General features: G+C 68.2%; 16 protein-coding genes. 13 read left to right on the top strand and 3 right to left on the bottom strand.

All coding sequences use genetic code 11. The annotated features are described in order from the left end of the window. Position 1 precedes the first annotated feature (1 nt). From HYG95_RS23620 to HYG95_RS23570, 11 genes are all read left to right on the top strand, one after another. Positions 2 to 1,066 carry an acyl-CoA dehydrogenase family protein gene (locus HYG95_RS23620; RefSeq protein ID WP_225281363.1) on the top strand — a complete coding sequence of 355 codons (1,065 nt, stop codon included), beginning with the start codon at positions 2 to 4 and terminating at the stop codon, positions 1,064 to 1,066. Continuing rightward, complete coding sequence (locus HYG95_RS23615) at positions 1,051 to 2,214, top strand: acyl-CoA dehydrogenase family protein (protein WP_181701161.1); 1,164 nt, start codon at positions 1,051 to 1,053, stop codon at positions 2,212 to 2,214. The genes HYG95_RS23620 and HYG95_RS23615 overlap by 16 nt, the downstream gene beginning before the upstream one ends. Before the next feature lie 14 nt (positions 2,215 to 2,228). Continuing rightward, the gene (locus HYG95_RS23610) at positions 2,229 to 3,197 is read left to right on the top strand and encodes a bifunctional MaoC family dehydratase N-terminal/OB-fold nucleic acid binding domain-containing protein (RefSeq protein ID WP_370465904.1); all 969 of its coding nucleotides are present in this window, start codon (positions 2,229 to 2,231) and stop codon (positions 3,195 to 3,197) included. Between the two features lie 99 nt (positions 3,198 to 3,296). Further along, positions 3,297 to 3,719 carry a MaoC family dehydratase gene (locus HYG95_RS23605; protein WP_181701157.1) on the top strand — a complete coding sequence of 141 codons (423 nt, stop codon included), beginning with the start codon at positions 3,297 to 3,299 and terminating at the stop codon, positions 3,717 to 3,719. Further along, on the top strand, positions 3,716 to 4,885 hold the full coding sequence (locus HYG95_RS23600; protein WP_181701155.1) for a lipid-transfer protein: 1,170 nt from the start codon (positions 3,716 to 3,718) through the stop codon (positions 4,883 to 4,885). Before HYG95_RS23605 ends, HYG95_RS23600 begins: the two co-directional genes overlap by 4 nt. Positions 4,886 to 4,987: 102 nt before the next feature. Then, on the top strand, positions 4,988 to 5,944 hold the full coding sequence (gene zapE / locus HYG95_RS23595; RefSeq protein WP_370465903.1) for a cell division protein ZapE: 957 nt from the start codon (positions 4,988 to 4,990) through the stop codon (positions 5,942 to 5,944). Positions 5,945 to 6,083: 139 nt separating this feature from the next. Continuing rightward, positions 6,084 to 7,022, top strand: a complete 939-nt coding sequence (locus HYG95_RS23590; protein WP_370465902.1) for a DUF4129 domain-containing protein — start codon at positions 6,084 to 6,086, stop codon at positions 7,020 to 7,022. A gap of 37 nt (positions 7,023 to 7,059) precedes the next feature. Next, positions 7,060 to 7,578 carry a hypothetical protein gene (locus HYG95_RS23585; RefSeq protein WP_370465901.1) on the top strand — a complete coding sequence of 173 codons (519 nt, stop codon included), beginning with the start codon at positions 7,060 to 7,062 and terminating at the stop codon, positions 7,576 to 7,578. Between the two features lie 17 nt (positions 7,579 to 7,595). Beyond that, positions 7,596 to 8,558 carry a MoxR family ATPase gene (locus HYG95_RS23580; RefSeq protein WP_181701149.1) on the top strand — a complete coding sequence of 321 codons (963 nt, stop codon included), beginning with the start codon at positions 7,596 to 7,598 and terminating at the stop codon, positions 8,556 to 8,558. Then, positions 8,555 to 9,829, top strand: a complete 1,275-nt coding sequence (locus HYG95_RS23575; protein ID WP_181701147.1) for a DUF58 domain-containing protein — start codon at positions 8,555 to 8,557, stop codon at positions 9,827 to 9,829. Before HYG95_RS23580 ends, HYG95_RS23575 begins: the two co-directional genes overlap by 4 nt. Further along, positions 9,826 to 10,272 (top strand): hypothetical protein, encoded by a 447-nt coding sequence (locus tag HYG95_RS23570; RefSeq protein ID WP_181701145.1) that lies wholly within the window; start codon positions 9,826 to 9,828, stop codon positions 10,270 to 10,272. The genes HYG95_RS23575 and HYG95_RS23570 overlap by 4 nt, the downstream gene beginning before the upstream one ends. Positions 10,273 to 10,343: 71 nt before the next feature. On the opposite strand, the gene dmpG is transcribed toward HYG95_RS23570, so the two are convergent. Genes dmpG through HYG95_RS23555 form a run of 3 tightly spaced genes read right to left on the bottom strand, consistent with a single transcriptional unit; the run spans position 10,344 to position 13,113 of the window. Further along, a complete protein-coding gene (dmpG, locus tag HYG95_RS23565; protein WP_181701143.1) occupies positions 10,344 to 11,390 on the bottom strand; it encodes a 4-hydroxy-2-oxovalerate aldolase in 1,047 nt (348 codons plus the stop codon). A gap of 12 nt (positions 11,391 to 11,402) precedes the next feature. After that, the gene (locus HYG95_RS23560) at positions 11,403 to 12,308 is read right to left on the bottom strand and encodes an acetaldehyde dehydrogenase (acetylating) (protein ID WP_181701141.1); all 906 of its coding nucleotides are present in this window, start codon (positions 12,306 to 12,308) and stop codon (positions 11,403 to 11,405) included. Positions 12,309 to 12,327: 19 nt separating this feature from the next. Beyond that, the gene (locus tag HYG95_RS23555) at positions 12,328 to 13,113 is read right to left on the bottom strand and encodes a 2-keto-4-pentenoate hydratase (RefSeq protein WP_181701139.1); all 786 of its coding nucleotides are present in this window, start codon (positions 13,111 to 13,113) and stop codon (positions 12,328 to 12,330) included. 125 nt (positions 13,114 to 13,238) lie between these two features. Here HYG95_RS23555 and kstD point away from each other — a divergent pair, with 125 nt between their 5' ends. Both kstD and HYG95_RS23545 read left to right on the top strand, forming a co-directional pair. After that, a complete protein-coding gene (kstD, locus tag HYG95_RS23550; protein ID WP_181701136.1) occupies positions 13,239 to 14,930 on the top strand; it encodes a 3-oxosteroid 1-dehydrogenase in 1,692 nt (563 codons plus the stop codon). Continuing rightward, positions 14,930 to 15,790, top strand: a complete 861-nt coding sequence (locus HYG95_RS23545; protein WP_181701134.1) for a MaoC/PaaZ C-terminal domain-containing protein — start codon at positions 14,930 to 14,932, stop codon at positions 15,788 to 15,790. The genes kstD and HYG95_RS23545 overlap by 1 nt, the downstream gene beginning before the upstream one ends. Positions 15,791 to 16,012: the final 222 nt, after the last annotated feature.

Here is a 16,012-nt window from a genome sequence, read left to right as displayed (position 1 = left end):
CGTGGATTTCACCCGCGACGAAAGTGCCGATGCCGTAGCCGAGGTTGTCGTGAGCCTGCTCGAACGTGAGCCTGCCCGCGACATGGAATTGTGGCCGAGTCTCATCGATTCGGGCCTGCTCGCGGTCCCCGTGCCCGAGCGGTTCGGCGGTGACGGAATGGGGTTACCCGAGGTGGCGGCCCTGCTGATGGAACTGGCCACCGACGCGGCGGCGGTGCCCGCACTGCCGACCTTCGGGTTCGGTGTGCTCCCGCTGTTGCCCGTGCTGCCCGATCACCTGGCCGAACGGGTGCTCGCCGAGATCGGCAAGGGCACCGTGCTCACGGCCGCGCTCAACGAGCCGGGCGCGCCGTTCACCACCGCGCCGACGACCAAGGCCGTACGCGACGGTGACACCGTGCGCGTCACCGGCCGCAAGACCGGCGTGCTCTACGCCGAACAGGCACGCTGGATCCTGGTGCCGACCGATGCCGGGGTCGCCCTGGTCGACGGGGTCGCCCCGGGCCTCGAGGTGATCCCGGTAGCAGGCTCGGCGGGCGTTCCCGAGGCCTCATTGGTTCTCGACGAGGTGGAGATTCCCGCCGACCAGCTCCTGCCCGACGCGCTGCCCGGCCTGCACCGCTATGCCGTCGCCTGCCTGGGCGCGGTGGCCGACGGCCTGCTCAAGGGTGCGGTCACCCTGACCGCCGAACACGTGCGGACCAGGGAACAGTTCGGCAGACCACTGGCGGAGTTCCAGGCGGTCGCCCAGCAGATCGCCGACCTGTACGTGGTGTCGCGCACCCTGCACGTGGCCGCCGAGTCGGCGTGCTGGGCACTGGCCCACAACGACGCCTCGCCCGAGCATCAGGACCGCATCGACGAAGACCTCGCCGTGCTCGCGTACTGGGCGGCGGCGCAGGTGCCGCGCGCCATGCAGCAGTGCCATCACCTGCACGGCGGGCTCGGTGTCGACATCACCCACCCGATGCACCGGTATTACTCACAGGCCAAGGATCTCGCGCGGCTGCTCGGCGGCGCGGATCTGCGGCTCGACCTCCTGGGAGCCAGATGTTCATCGATCTGACCGCCGAGCAGCGGCGGTTGCGCGAGGAATTGCGTTCCTATTTCGCCGATCTCGTCACGCCCGAAGAACACGCCGAGATGGCGATCAATCGGCACGGCGACGCCTACCGCGAGGTGGTTCGCCGGATGGGCCGCGACGGCTGGCTCGGTGTCGGCTGGCCGAAGGAGTTCGGCGGGCAGGGTTTCGGCCCGATGGAACAGCAGATCTTCTTCAACGAGGCGGTGCGCGCCGATGTGCCGTTGCCGCTGGTGACCTTGCTGACCGTCGGTCCGACACTGCAGAAGTACGGCACCGATGCGCAGAAGAAGAAGTTCCTGCCCGGAATCCTTTCCGGTGACATCCATTTCGCCATCGGTTATTCCGAGCCATCGGCCGGCACCGACCTGGCCGCGTTGCGCACCACCGCCGTGCGCGACAGCGACGGCGACTGGATAGTCAACGGGCAGAAGATCTTTACCACCGGCGCCCACGAGGCCGACTACGTGTGGCTGGCCTGCCGCACCGGCACGGTCGAATCCCGCCACCGCGGCATCACGATCCTCATCGCCGATACCAAGGACCCCGGCTATTCGTGGACGCCGATCATCACCTGCGACGGCGCCCACCACACCAACGCCACCTACTTCGACGACGTGCGGGTGCCCGCCGACATGCTGGTCGGCGAGGAGAACCGGGGCTGGCGGCTGATCACCACCCAGCTCAATCACGAGCGGGTGAGCCTCGGCCCGTCGGGCAAGATCGAACAGCTCTACGACCGTCTGCATGACTGGTCGGCGGCGCGCGAGCTGCTCACCCGGCGGGATGTACGACGTGTGCTCGCCCGGGTGCGAACCATGGTGCGGCTCAACGAATTGCTGAACTGGCAGGTCGCCGCCGCCGACCCGGCCGCCGCGCAGAACACCGTGATCGCCGATGCCTCGGCCACCAAGGTGTTCTCCACCGAGGCCCTGCAGGAGGCCGGTCGGCTGGTGGAGGAGGTCGTCGGCCGCTACGGCGACCCCGCCGATCCCGACACGGCCGAGCTGCTGGCCTGGCTCGACCGGCGGACAAAACAGAACCTCGTCGTCACCTTCGGTGGCGGCGTCAACGAGATCATGCGCGAACTGGTGGCCTCGGCCGGCCTGGAACTGCCGCGCGTGCCCCGATGAACCAGGAGCGGCGTGTGCCGGAAACTGCTGTGCCCGAGGAAATCCACGCGGGCCTGACCGCGCTGGTCGCGGCGGGGGCGAGCGCTCCCCGCGTCGGCCGCGACCCGGTGAACCAGCCGATGATCCACAACTGGGTGGAGGCCATCGGCGACACCAACCCGATCTATGTGGACGAGGCCGCCGCCAAGGCCGCCGGTCACCCCGGCATCGTCGCCCCGCCCGCCATGGCCCAGGTCTGGACGATGACCGGCCTGCACGGCGAGCGCGCCGCCGACGACCCCATCGGCCGCGTCAACGAACTGCTCGACGCGGCGGGCTACACCTCCGTCGTCGGCACCAACTGCGAGCAGACCTACCACCGGTACCTGCGTCCGGGCGAGGAGGTGACGGTCACCAGCTGTCTCTCGGAGTTCAAGGGGCCCAAGCGAACCGGGCTCGGCGACGGCTGGTTCCTCACCTTCACCACCACCTGGACGGTCGGTGACGAGGTGGTCACCGAGATGCTGTTCCGGATCCTGAAGTACGCACCGGCTGCCCCCTCGCCCGCCGATACCGACTCCACGTCGGCGGACGCCGTCGAGGTCGCGCCCGCCGAGCGGGTGGGCCCGGTGATCTCCCGCGACACCGAGTTCTTCTGGGCCGGAACCCAAGCCGGTGAGCTGCGCATTCAGCGCCTGCCCGACGGCACGCTGCGGCACCCACCGATTCCGGCCCTGTGGCAGGACAAGGCCGAGCCGACCGACTACGTCGTCGCCGCGGGCACCGGCACGGTGTTCAGCTTCGTCGTGCATCACGCGCCGAAGGTGCCCGGCCGGGAGCTGCCCTTCGTGGTCGCGCTCGTCGAACTCGACGAAGGCGTGCGGATGCTCGGTGAACTGCGCGGCATCGATCCGGCCGAGGTCGCCATCGACCTGCCGGTGCGCGTGGCCTTCGAAAAACTGGCCGACGGCACCGTGCTGCCGTATTGGCAGGCCGAGCGGTGAGCGCGGCACCTCGTCGCGCTTGATCCGCCCAGCCGTGGCGGAACAGTGCGCGGGGTGCGCCGAGTCGACTCGCTCTGCCCGTCCGGAAAGGACCCGCTCGTGACAACCACCATCGATCCCGCCGCTCTCGCGGTGGGAACCACCCTGCCGGAGTTGGTGATCCATGCCGACCCCACCTTCGTGATCAGTACCGCCCTGGCCACCAGGGACTTCCAGGACGTGCACCACGACCGCGACAAGGCCGTGCGGCGCGGTTCCGACGACATCTTCGTCAACATCCTCACCGATACCGGCCTGGTGCAGCGCTTCGTCACCGACTGGGCCGGTCCGCGCGCACGGGTGAAGTCGATCGCGCTGCGTCTGGGGGTTCCGCTGTATGCCGGTGACACACTGACCCTTTCGGGCACCGTCACCGCCGTCGACGGCACCCTGATCACCATCGACGTCCGTGGCCGCGACAGCCTCGGTGAACACATCATCGCCACCTCGGTCATCGCCGTTCCCGATCTGGAGCCGAAATGAGCACGCTGTCCGGCCGCGCGGCCGTCGTCGGTATCGGTGCCACCGACTTCTCCAAGGACTCCGGCCGCAGCGAACTGCGCTTGGCCGCGGAGGCGGTCACCGCTGCCCTCGCCGACGCGGGCCTCACGCCCGCCGATGTCGACGGCCTGACCACCTTCACCATGGACACCAACACCCAGGCCGCCGTAGCCAGGGCCGTCGGCATCCCGAACCTGAAGTTCTTCAGCCACATCGGGTACGGCGGCGGTGCGGCGTGTGCGACCGTGCAGCAGGCGGCCATGGCCGTGGCCACCGGTGTGGCCGACGTGGTGGTCGCCTACCGCGCGTTCAACGAACGCTCCGGCGCCCGCTTCGGCCAGTTCTCACCCGCCCTCGCCGCCGCGCCGACGTCCTCGGGGATCGACGCGGGCTGGGCCTACCCGCAGGGTCTCGGCACGCCCGCCGCGCAGGTGGCGATGGTCGCGCGCCGGTACATGCACGTCACCGGTGCGACCAGCGCCGACTTCGGGAAGGTGGCCGTCGCCGATCGCAAGCACGCGGCCGTGAACCCGAACGCCTTCTTCTACGGCAAGCCGATCACGCTGGAACAGCACCAGGATTCACGCTGGATCGCCGAGCCGCTGCATCTGCTCGACTGCTGTCAGGAATCCGACGGCGGCGTCGCCATCGTCGTCACCAGCGCCGAACGCGCCCGTGACCTGCCGCAGCGCCCCGCCGTCATCGCCGCCGCCGCGCAGGGCAGCGGCCCCGACCAGTACGTGATGACCAGCTACTACCGCGACGCCATGACGGGCCTGCCCGAAATGGGCCTCGTCGGCGAACAGCTCTGGGCACAAAGCGGTTTCACCGCCGCCGACATGCAGGCCGCCATCCTCTACGACCACTTCACCCCGTTCGTCCTCATGCAACTCGAGGAACTGGGTTTCTGTGGTCGCGGCGAAGCCAAGGACTTCATCGCCGACGGCGCCATCGAACTCGGCGGCCGCCTACCCCTCAACACCCACGGCGGCCAGCTCGGCGAGGCCTACATCCACGGCATGAACGGCATCGCCGAAGCCGTCCGCCAGATCCGCGGCACCTCGGTGAACCAGGTCGACGACCTGGAACGCATCGTCGTCACGGCGGGCACGGGCGTCCCCACCTCCGGATTGGTGCTCACCGCCTGAGGTTTCGCGCCTGGGTGACTCAACGCACCTGTTGAGCACGTCACCATGTGTGTTGCCCGGCTTCCTCGCCCCACTACAACTGGGTGGGACGAGGAGGTCGGTGTGACGGTGGTTCTCGATGCCGGGCAGACGGCGGCGGCGCGGCGGCTCGGGGAGTTGCTCGATCGGAACGGGCGGGTGCGCAAACGGGCGCGCGGGGTGTATCTGCACGGCAGGCCCGGGCGTGGCAAGACAATGGTGATGGATCGATTCTTCGCTTCGGCCGATCCGATTCGTAAGCGCCGCTTCCATTTCCACAATTTCTTCGCCGCATTGCACACCGCGGTACACGAACTGGGTTCGATCGATAATGCGATCGACCGTTTGCTGGGTGACGCGGATCTGGTGTGTTTCGACGAGTTCCACGTGCACGACATCGGCGACGCCATGCTCGTGGCCCGGCTGCTCGACACCCTGTTCGCCGAGCGTCGCACCCTGGTGGTCACCTCGAACTACCCGCCCGCGGGGCTGCTGCCGAATCCGCTGTTCCACGACCGGTTCGTGCCGACCATCGAGCGCATCCTCGCCCACCTCGAGGTCGTGACCCTCGACGGTCCGCTGGACTACCGCACTGTCGGCACCCGTGACGATCACGGATTCTGCGCAGGCCGGTACGTGGTGACGACGGAGCGCGCCACCGGTCCCGGCGTGGTGCTCGACCTGGCCGACGGGCGAACCGTGCGCGCGGAATCCGTCGACGGCGACGCGGTGACCTTCGCCTTCGAGCACCTGTGCGGCGCCGCGACCAGTGCCGCCGACTACCTGCGCCTGACCACGCGTTTCCGCCGCTGGACCCTGGTCGCGGTACCGCTGCTGCGCGCGGTTCCACCGGACTGGGCGATGCGGCTGGTGAATCTGGTCGACATCCTCTACGACGCCGACCTGCCGTGCACGGTCCACGCGGCCGAACCCGTCACCGAGCTGACCACCGGGGTACCGGTCGTGCCGGACCTCGCGCGCACCGCCAGCCGGCTCGGTGAACTCTTACTAACCGGATCTCACACCGTTCGCACTGCGTAGCGTGCCCCTTGCCTCGAGGGGGACAATGAATAGGAGGAAATCCAAAAGAGCCGATTTCCTCCCGAGCGAACCGCCCGGCATGTAACTATGTGGCTGATTTGTGCAGTCTCTGGGGTTTGGTGGTACAGCTGTGATCGGGGTGAATCAGCCCATTACGCGGGCGATCGTCGTGATCGCACTGGTGGCCTGCGCGACTTTCGCGTTGCAGGGCAGTCTCCCCGGCGCCGGACCCGACGAGTCCTCAGGCGCCCCGTCACCGCTGCTCGTCGCGGTGATGCCGGTGCTGCTGCTGGTATCGATCGTCATCCTGGTGGCCGGAGTTGTCGCCAGCCAGCATCGCCTCCCGCTCGCCAAGCCGCAACACGAGGACATCGGGCTGCCGAGAATCCAGTGGCGCAGGCTCGCGGTGCTCGTGCCGATGCTCATCGCCTCCGTCGCCCTGATGTTCGCCGCAGGGGTCACCGCACTGTTCCTGCTGCCCGGTGCCCGGCCGGTGCGTCCGGCCGCCGAGACCCTGTCCGAGGGCTCGGGCCCGGTGCCGACCCCCACCGACGCGCCCGCCCCCGACCCCACCGCGGGGCCGGCCGAACTCACCGGCACCGCCCTGCTCATCGCGGCGGGGCTGGCCATCACCCTGATCGCGGTCGCGCTGGCCGGGCTCGCGGCCGTCGCGGTCGCCGCGCGGCGTGCCCCCGAGCAAGCCGTCGCCGACGAGCCCGCCGCACCGTCCGCGAGCGATGTCGACTCGCTAACCAGAGCCGCCGAAATGGGCCTGGCCGCGATGAACGCACCGGGCCAGGACCCGCGCACCGCGATCATCGCCTGCTACGTGGCCATGGAACGCGGTCTGTCCACCGACAGCATCGCCCGCCCGAAGGCCTCCGACACCCCGATGGAGGTGCTGGCCAGAGCGTTCGAGAGCGGCGTGCTGCACGACGCCTCCGCCCGCGAACTCGTCGCGCTCTTCGAAGAGGCCAGGTTCAGTCCCCACTCGATGCTCGAATGGCAGCGCATGCGCGCCGAACAACTGCTGCGCATCGTGCTCTCCGACCTGCAGCGAAGGGTGGTGCCCGCATGACCGGCCCACGTCGGGCGGCCCGTCGCGTGGAGGTCGCGTGAATCCCGGTGAAGAGATCAAGTCCAACCGGACGACCGTGGTCGTGACGGCGGTGGTCGCGGTGCTGGTGCTCGAGGTCGTGCTGGTGCGGCTCGACCGCGATCTGCTTCCGCTCGCCGTGGCTTTGCCGGTCGCGGTAGCACTCGGTGTGCTCGTGTGGTCGCTGCGCTACCGGGTGCGGCGCGAGGAGCCGCTCACCGAGTACATCGACAACGGTCCGGCCGAGATGCTCGGCCGCTGGCATGCCCGCGCCGAGATGCTCGTCGCCCGTGCCGACGGCACCCGCGCCGACTGGGACCGGCACCTGCGCCCGCTGCTGGCCAAAGAGTTCGAATTGTCCACCGGTATGCGGGTATCCAAGAACCGCAGAGCCATCGAGGCGGCCGGTCAGCTGCAGTTCGGTCCCGAACTGTGGCGCTGGGTGGACCCGGCGAATTCGTCGTTGCGCGACCAGACGGGTCGCGCACCGGGTAGGGCGGCGCTGGACGAGATCCTGCGCCGATTGCAGTCGATGTGAGGGGTTAGAGGCCACCGATGACAATGCCGTTGAACGTGACCGTCCAGCGCTCCGACGCAGTGCTGCGTGAGCTGGGCCGGGTCGTGGTCGGCAAGCGCGATGAGATGCAACTCATCATGATCGCCGTGCTGTCCGGAGGCCATGTCCTCATCGAGGATCTGCCGGGCCTCGGCAAAACGCTGATCGCGCGTTCCTTCGCGGCCGCGCTCGGCCTGGATTTCACCCGCGTGCAGTTCACGCCGGATTTACTGCCCGCCGACCTGCTGGGATCGACGATCTACGACATGTCGTCCGGGCGGTTCAATTTCCGGCGCGGACCGGTGTTCACCAATGTGCTTCTCGCCGACGAGATCAACCGCACCCCGCCCAAGACCCAGGCGGCACTGCTCGAGGCGATGGCCGAGGGGCAGGTGAGTATCGACGGCGAAACCTACCTGCTCCCACAGCCTTTCATCGTGCTCGCCACCGACAACCCGATCGAGTACGAGGGCACCTACCCGTTGCCCGAGGCCCAGCTCGACCGGTTCGCCATCCAGCTGCGCCTGGGGTACCTGTCCGAACAGGACGAGACCCAGATGATCCGGCGCAGGCTCGAACGCGGTTCCACCCCACCGCAGGTGGGCCAGGTGGTCGATGCGCAGGGGCTGATGGAGATGCGTCAGTCGGTCGAGTTCGTCACCGTGCACCCGGATGTGGTGAATTACGTTGTCGCGCTTGCCTCCGCCACCCGAAGCCACCCGCAGGTGGAGGTCGGCGCCAGCCCGCGCGCCGAACTCGACCTGGTGCAGATGTCGCGCGCGCGTGCCCTGCTGCTCGGCCGCGACTACGTGATCCCCGAGGACGTGAAGGCGCTCGCCGTGCCTGCCATGGCGCACCGCATCACGCTGCGACCGGAGATGTGGGTGCGGCGCATCCGCGGCGAGGACGTCATCACCGAATTGCTGCGCAGGCTACCGGTTCCCCGCGCCACGAGCACATGAAGCACCGCGACGAATCGAAGACCGTCGAGGTCGACCTGCGGTGGCGCCCGGCGCCTTTGGTGTTCATCCTGGCCGGCTGCGCCGCGGCGGCGCTCGTCGTCGCGGTGCTGCGCGGGCAGTGGCAGCTCGTCGTCTTCGCCGCGCCGATGCTCGGGGTGCTCGCCACCGCACCGTGGCAGCAGAACCCGACCAGAATCCAGGTCGACGGCAGCGGCACCGTCCGCTGTTTCGAGGGTGAGGTCGTCACCGCCGTTGCCGCGGCGTTCGTCGAGAGCGGGCACGCGCTGCTGCGGATGGCCCCGGTTCCGCTCACCGGTCTCGACCTCGAGGTGGAGGAATCCCACGACTCCGGTGGCGCACCTGCGGGGATGCGGCTGGCACTCTCGGCCACCCGCTGGGGGCGCTACCCGGTGCAGGCAGCGGTGACCGCGCTGAGCCCCGCCGGGCTCGCCGTCGCCCACGCCGAGCTGCCCGCCGCGAATCTCTACGTCTACCCGATCGCCGATCCGCAGCGGATGCGCATGCCGCGCACCGAGCTGCCCGATCGCATCGGCACCCACCTCACCCGCAAGCACGGGCCGGGTGTCGAATACGCCGACATCCGCGCCTACGCCCCCGGCGACCAGCTACGCACTGTGAACTGGCCGGTGAGCGCGCGTCGCGGCAGGCTCTATGTCACCGAGCGGTTCACCAACCGCTCCGCCGACGTGGTCGTCCTCGTCGACACCTCCCAGCAGGCACCCGGCCCCGCCAGCGACTCGCTGGAACTGTCGGTGCGCGGCGCCGCCCAGGTGGTGCAGTCCACCCTGCAGGCCGGTGACCGCACCGCCGTGGTGTGTCTCGGTGAGCAGCCGCGCTGGTTGCGTCCCGATATCGGGCGCAGGCAGTTCTACCGGATCGTCGACACCGTGCTCGGCGTCGGCGACGAACATGTCGAGCACACCGGCACCCTCGCCCCGCACGCCGCGGTGCCGATCGGCGCCATCATCGTGGCCTTCTCCACCCTGCTCGACACCCAATTCGCGCTCGCCCTCATCGACCTGCGCAAACGCGGTCACGTGGTGGTCGCTGTGGACGTGCTGCGCGGTACCCCCTTCGCCGAGGGCCTCGACCCGACCATGGCCAAGATGTGGCAGCTCGAGCGGGCCTCGATGTATCGCGACATGGGCACCGTCGGCGTCGACATCATCGCCTGGCCCGACGGCACCCGTCTCGACCAGGCCATGCGCCTGCTCCCCGAACACCGCCGAACAGTGCGGGTGCGCCGATGACCAGATTCCTCGCCCTGCTGGCCGGCCTGCTGCTCGTCGCCTCGGTCGCCCTGATCAACCCGATCCTGGGCGTCCCGGCCCTGGCGTTCGTCATCGCGAGCTGGTGGTGGCGCCCCGCCTCGGTCGCCGCGGTCCTCACCGCCATCGCCGCACTCGCCTTCGCCGACGTCGGCGTAATCGCTTCCGCGGCAACAGGTCTGGTAGCAACCACTTACCTTCTCAACGCCGCGGTCCTGCACGCTCCCGAAGGTGTAGTCCCCACCACCATCCCCTCGGTAGGCGGCGCCGTCCTGTTCACCATTGCCGCGACCACCGCGGCCTTGGTCCCCGTCCACCTGGCCTGGGCCCCCTTGGCCGCCCCCATCCTCATCGTCACCATCTACGCCTTCCTCACCACCACCCTCACCCCCCAATCCCCGCACACCACCCTGCCCCCGCCCTGACCAAGATCACCACGCCCTGGTGGCGGCGACCTCTCGGCCGATTTCGCCACCAGAGCGTGGTGATCAGGGGGTCAGGACGTGGCGGCTTCGCGTTGGAGTTCGAGGGCGATGTCGATGAGCTGGTCTTCCTGGCCGCCGACGAGCTTGCGCTTGCCCGCGCGGACGAGCATTTCGGCGGCGGAGACGTTGTAGCGCTCGGCCTGGCGTTCGGCGTGGCGGAGGAAGCTGGAGTAGACGCCCGCGTAGCCCATCATCAGAGCCTGGCGGTCCAGGAGGCATTCGGTGGGCATGGCGGGGCGGACGACATCTTCGGCGGCATCGGTGACGGCGAAGAAGTCGACGCCGGTCTTGATGCCGAGTTTGTCGCAGACCCCGATGAACGCTTCGACGGGGAGGTTGCCCGCGCCCGCGCCGAAACGGCGGGCCGAGCCGTCGATCTGGGTGGCTCCGGCGCGCACCGCGTAGACGGAGTTGGCGACGGCGAGACCGAGGTTCTCGTGGCCGTGGAAACCCACCTGCGCGTCGTCACCGAGCTCGGCGACCAGCGCCGAGACCCGGTCGGAAACCTGTTCGAGCACAAGGGCACCGGCGGAGTCGACGACATACACGCACTGGCAACCGGCGTCGACCATGATGCGCGCCTGCTTCGCCAGCTTCTCCGGGGTGGTGGAGTGCGCCATCATCAGGAACCCGACGGTTTCGAGGCCGAGTTCGCGAGCGAGACCGAAATGCTGGATGGAGACATCGGCTTCGGTGCAGTGCGTCGCGATACGGCAGATCGACGCGCCGTTGTCCTGGGAGATCTTGATGTCTTCCTTGACGCCGACGCCGGGCAGCATGAGGAAGGCGATCTTGGCCTGCTTGACCGTCTCGGCGGCGGCTTTGATGAGTTCTTGTTCAGGGGTTTTGGAGAACCCGTAGTTGAACGAGGACCCGCCGAGCCCGTCACCGTGGGTGACCTCGATGACCGGAACGCCCGAACCATCGAGGGCGGCAACGATATTGCGTACCTCGTCCACCGTGAACTGGTGGCGCTTGTGGTGCGACCCGTCACGCAGCGAGGTGTCGGTGACGCGGACATCGAGTTCGCCCGAGAAGGGCTTCAGGATTGTGCTCATTGCGGAAACTCCTTACACCCGAGCCGAGATGATCTGATCGGCCAGCACGTCACCGACGCGGGTCGCGGCGGCGGTCATGATGTCGAGGTTGCCCGCGTAGGGGGGGAGGAAGTCGCCCGCACCTTCGACCTCGACGAAGATCGACACCTTCGCCATGCCGCCGGACACCACCGACGGGTCGTCGAACTGGGGTTCGTTGAGCAACCGGTAGCCGGGCACGTATTCCTGGATGGACTTCTCCATCCGCAGGATGCTGTCGGCGATGGCGTCGCGGTCGGCGTCTTCGGGAATCGAGCAGAAGATGGTGTCGCGCATGATCATCGGCGGCTCGGCCGGGTTCAGGATGATGATGGCCTTGCCGCGCTGGGCGCCACCGATCGTTTCGACACCCTTGGAGGTGGTCTTGGTGAACTCGTCGATATTGGCGCGGGTACCGGGCCCGGCCGACACCGACGCCACCGACGCCACGATCTCGGCGTACTGCACCGGCACCACGCGGGAAACGGCCGCGACCATGGGGATGGTCGCCTGCCCACCACAGGTGATCATGTTGACGTTCGGTGCGTCCCGCAACGAATCCAGGTTCACCGGCGGAATCACCGCCGGGCCGACAGCGGCGGGAGTGAGGTCGACGGCGCGGATGCCCGCGGCCTCGTACTTCGGTGCGTACGCGCGGTGCACGTAGGCGGAGGTGGCTTCGAACACCAGGTCCGGTTTGTCGTCCAGGGCGAGCAACCAGTCCGCGCCCTCGGCGGAGGTTTCCAGGCCGAGCCCACTCGCGCGCTTCAACCCCTCGGAGTCCGGGTCGATGCCGATCATCCAGCGTGGCTCGATCTTGTCCGAACGCATCAGCTTGTACAGCAGATCGGTGCTGATATTGCCGGACCCCACGATCGCGGCGGTGACTTTACTTGTCACGGAATACTCCTAGGGAAGGTCAGCTGAAACGCAAACGGACCGAACCGAGTCCGGTGAATTCGGCGTGGAAGTCGTCGCCGGGGCGGGCGTCGATGGCGCGGGTGCAGGAGCCGGGCAGCACGATGTCACCGGCTTTGAGTCGCACTCCGAAGGTCGCGACTTTGCGTGCCAGCCAGGCGACCGCGATCACCGGGTCACCGAGGACCGCGTCGCTGCGGCCTTCGGCGGCGACCTCACCATTGCGGGTGAGGACCGCATCGATCGCCTTGATGTCGATATCGGCGGGAGCCACCCGTTGCTTGCCGAGTACGAACCCGGCCGAGGACGCGTTGTCGGAAATGGTGTCGACCAACCCGATCTTCCAGTCGTTGATCCGCGAATCGATCAACTCGATCGCGGGCGCGTAGGCGACGGTCGCGGCCAGCACGTCGGCTTCGGTGCAGTCTTCGCCGGGCAGGTCTTTGCCGAGGACGAATCCGACCTCGACCTCCACGCGGGGGAGCAGGTACTGGGAGGTGTCGACGGGAACGTCCTCGAAGACTTCCATCTCGGCCAGCAGATGCCCGTAATCGGGTTCGTCGACACCCATCATCTGCTGCATCGCCTTCGACGACAGCCCGACTTTGTGCCCGACCACCTGGGCGCCGTCGCGCAACCTGCGCTGGATGTTCAGCAACTGGATCTCGTAGGCATCGACCACGTCGATCCCCGGATACCGGTCGACCAGCGGCGGCACAGCCACCCGATCGTGTTCGGCGCGCGCCAGTTCATCGGCGAGTTCACTCCGCTGCGCGTCGGACAGCACGGGTACCTCCTGGGAAAAATCTGCTCGGCCGGACAGCCAAACTGTAACCGGTTTCGGAGCCGAATATCTGCTCTTCTTCCAGACAACATAGCGCAACCGCGCCCTGATTCTATAACGTGTTCTACATGAGTGATCGGGAATACGATGTGGTGGTCGTCGGGAGTGGCGCCGCTGGAATGACCGCCGCCCTCACCGCGGCGCACCACGGGCTGAGCGTGGTGGTGCTGGAGAAGGCGGCGCACTACGGCGGGTCGACCGCCCGGTCCGGGGGCGGGGTGTGGATTCCGGGGAACAAGGCGCTGCTCGCCTCGGGCCGCCCCGACGATCGCGACGAGGCGCGCACCTACCTGCACAGCATCATCGGCGACGTGGTGCCCGCCGAGAAGATCGACACCTACCTCGATCGCGGCGCCGAGGCGTTCGACTTCGTGCTCGACCACACGCCGCTGAAAATGAAGTGGGTGCCCGGCTATTCCGATTACTACCCCGAGGCTCCGGGCGGCCTAGGCCAGGGGCGTTCGTGCGAACCGACACCCTTCAACGGCAAGGTGCTCGGCGCGGAGCTGGCCAATCTCGAGCCGCCCTATGCCAAGGCGCCGATGAATGTGGTCGTCATGCAGGCCGATTTCGTGCGGCTCAACCTGATCCGCCGCCACCCCAAGGGCATGATGCGGGCGCTGCGCGTCGGCGCGCGCACCTACCTGGCCAAGTTCACCGGTAAGCACCTGCTCGGCATGGGTCAGGCGATCATCGCCGCCATGCGCAAGGGCCTGCTCGACGCGGGTGTTCCGGTGCTGCTCAACACCCCACTCACCGATCTGGTGGAGACCGACGGCCGGATCACCGGCGTCAAAGCCACCGTCGACGGCGAATCGGTCACCTTCACCGCGCGCTACGGCGTGATCCTCGGCAGCGGCGGTTTCGAGCACAACGCCGACATGCGCGCCAAGTACCAGCGGCAGCCGATAACCACTGAGTGGACAACCGGTGCCGCGGCCAACACCGGCGATGGCATCGTCGCGGGTATGGCGGCAGGAGCGACGGTCGGGTTCATGGAGGACGCCTGGTGGGGTCCGACGATCTTCAAGGGCGGCAAGCCCTGGTTCGCGCTGGCTGAACGCAACCTGCCCGGCACCATCATGGTCAACGATCGCGGTGTGCGCTTCGGCAACGAGTCGGCCCCGTATGTGGAGGCCGTGCACACCATGTACGGCGGCGAGTACGGCCAGGGCCCCGGTCCCGGTGAGAACGTGCCCGCCTGGCTGGTGTTCGACCAGCGCTACCGCAACCGCTACATCTTCGCGGGACTGCAACCGGGACAGCGTTTTCCGAAGCGCTGGATGGAGAACGACAACATCGTCAAGGCCGACACGATCGCCGAACTGGCCGCCCGCATCGGTGTTCCCGCCGACGCGCTCGCGGGCACCGTCGAGCGGTTCAACGGCTTCGCCGCCAAAGGCAAAGACGAGGACTTCGGTCGGGGCGACAGCCATTACGACCGCTACTACGGTGACCCGACCGTGAAGCCCAACCCGTGCCTGGCCGAGATCTCGCAGGGCCCGTTCTACGCCGCGAAGATCGTCCCCGGCGACCTGGGCACCAAGGGCGGCCTCGTCACCGATACCGCCGGACGTGTGCTGCGGGAAGACGATTCGGTGATCGACGGCCTCTACGCCGCGGGCAACTGCAGCTCGCCGGTGATGGGCCACACCTACGCGGGCCCCGGCGCGACCATCGGTCCCGCGATCACCTTCGCCTACCTGTCCGTGCTCGACATCGTCGGCAAGAAGTCCGCTACCGCAAAGGAAGTGAAGTAGTGCCCATCGATCCCCAGATCGCGCTCGGCGCGGCGCTGCCCAGCCGCGAATTCAGCTGGACCCCCACGGATGTGCAGCTCTACCACCTGGGTCTCGGCGCCGGCGCGCGCTGCACCGATCCGGTCGAGCTGCGCTATCTCGACGACAGCGAACCCCAGGTGCTGCCCACCTTCGCCACCGTCGCCCCGACCCTCGGCGAGACCGCCGCGCCGCGCGTGAGCTTCCCCGGCGTCGAGATCGACCTGGCGAAGGTGGTGCACGGTCATCAGGAAGTGGTGGTGCACAAGCCGATTCCCGCGGCGGGCAAGGCCGTGTCCGTCGGCCGGATCTCCGAGGTCTGGGACAAGGGCAGCAATGCGGTGATCGTGCAGGAGCACACCGTCACCGGCGCCGACGGGGAGCCGCTCTGGACGGCGCGCTCCTCGATCTTCGCCAAGGGCGAGGGTGGTTTCGGTGGCGAACGCGGACCGAGCACGAAAGCCGAGCTCCCCGATCGCGCCCCCGACGCGGAACTCACCACCGCCACCCTGCCGCAGCAGGCACTGCTCTACCGCCTCTGCGGTGACCGCAACCCACTGCACTCCGATCCCGAATTCGCGAAGGCGGCCGGCTTTCCCGCACCGATCCTGCACGGGCTGTGCACCTACGGCGTGGTCTGCAAGTCGCTCACCGATGTCCTGCTCGACGGTGACGCCACCCGCGTCGCGGGCTTCCGCGCGAAGTTCACCGGCGTGGTCTACCCCGGCGAAACCCTGCGCACCAAGGTCTGGCGGGAGGCCGACACGCTCGTCGCGGTGGTCACGGCCGTCGATCGCGACGACGCGCCCGTCCTCGGCGACGTCACCCTGCGCATCGCCTGACCTGAACACCTGATCACCACGCGCTGGTGGCGGCATCGCCCGAGAGGTAGCCGCCACCAGCGCGTGGTGATCTTGGTTTCGGTGCGGAAACTCGCTGGACACGGGGGATATAAGTGGGGGATGAGCGAAAACGGGTTGTCGTTGTTTTGTGGTGGGGAGTTGGCGGCGCGGATCGAGCGGGTGGAGACTTCCGCGATTGTCGGGGCTGCTCGGGTGGGGATC

Origin of the sequence: Nocardia sp. GTS18, from assembly GCF_013839555.1 — a bacterium.
GTDB lineage: Bacteria > Actinomycetota > Actinomycetes > Mycobacteriales > Mycobacteriaceae > Nocardia > Nocardia rosealba.
This window is presented reverse-complemented; position numbering and strand designations above follow the sequence as displayed.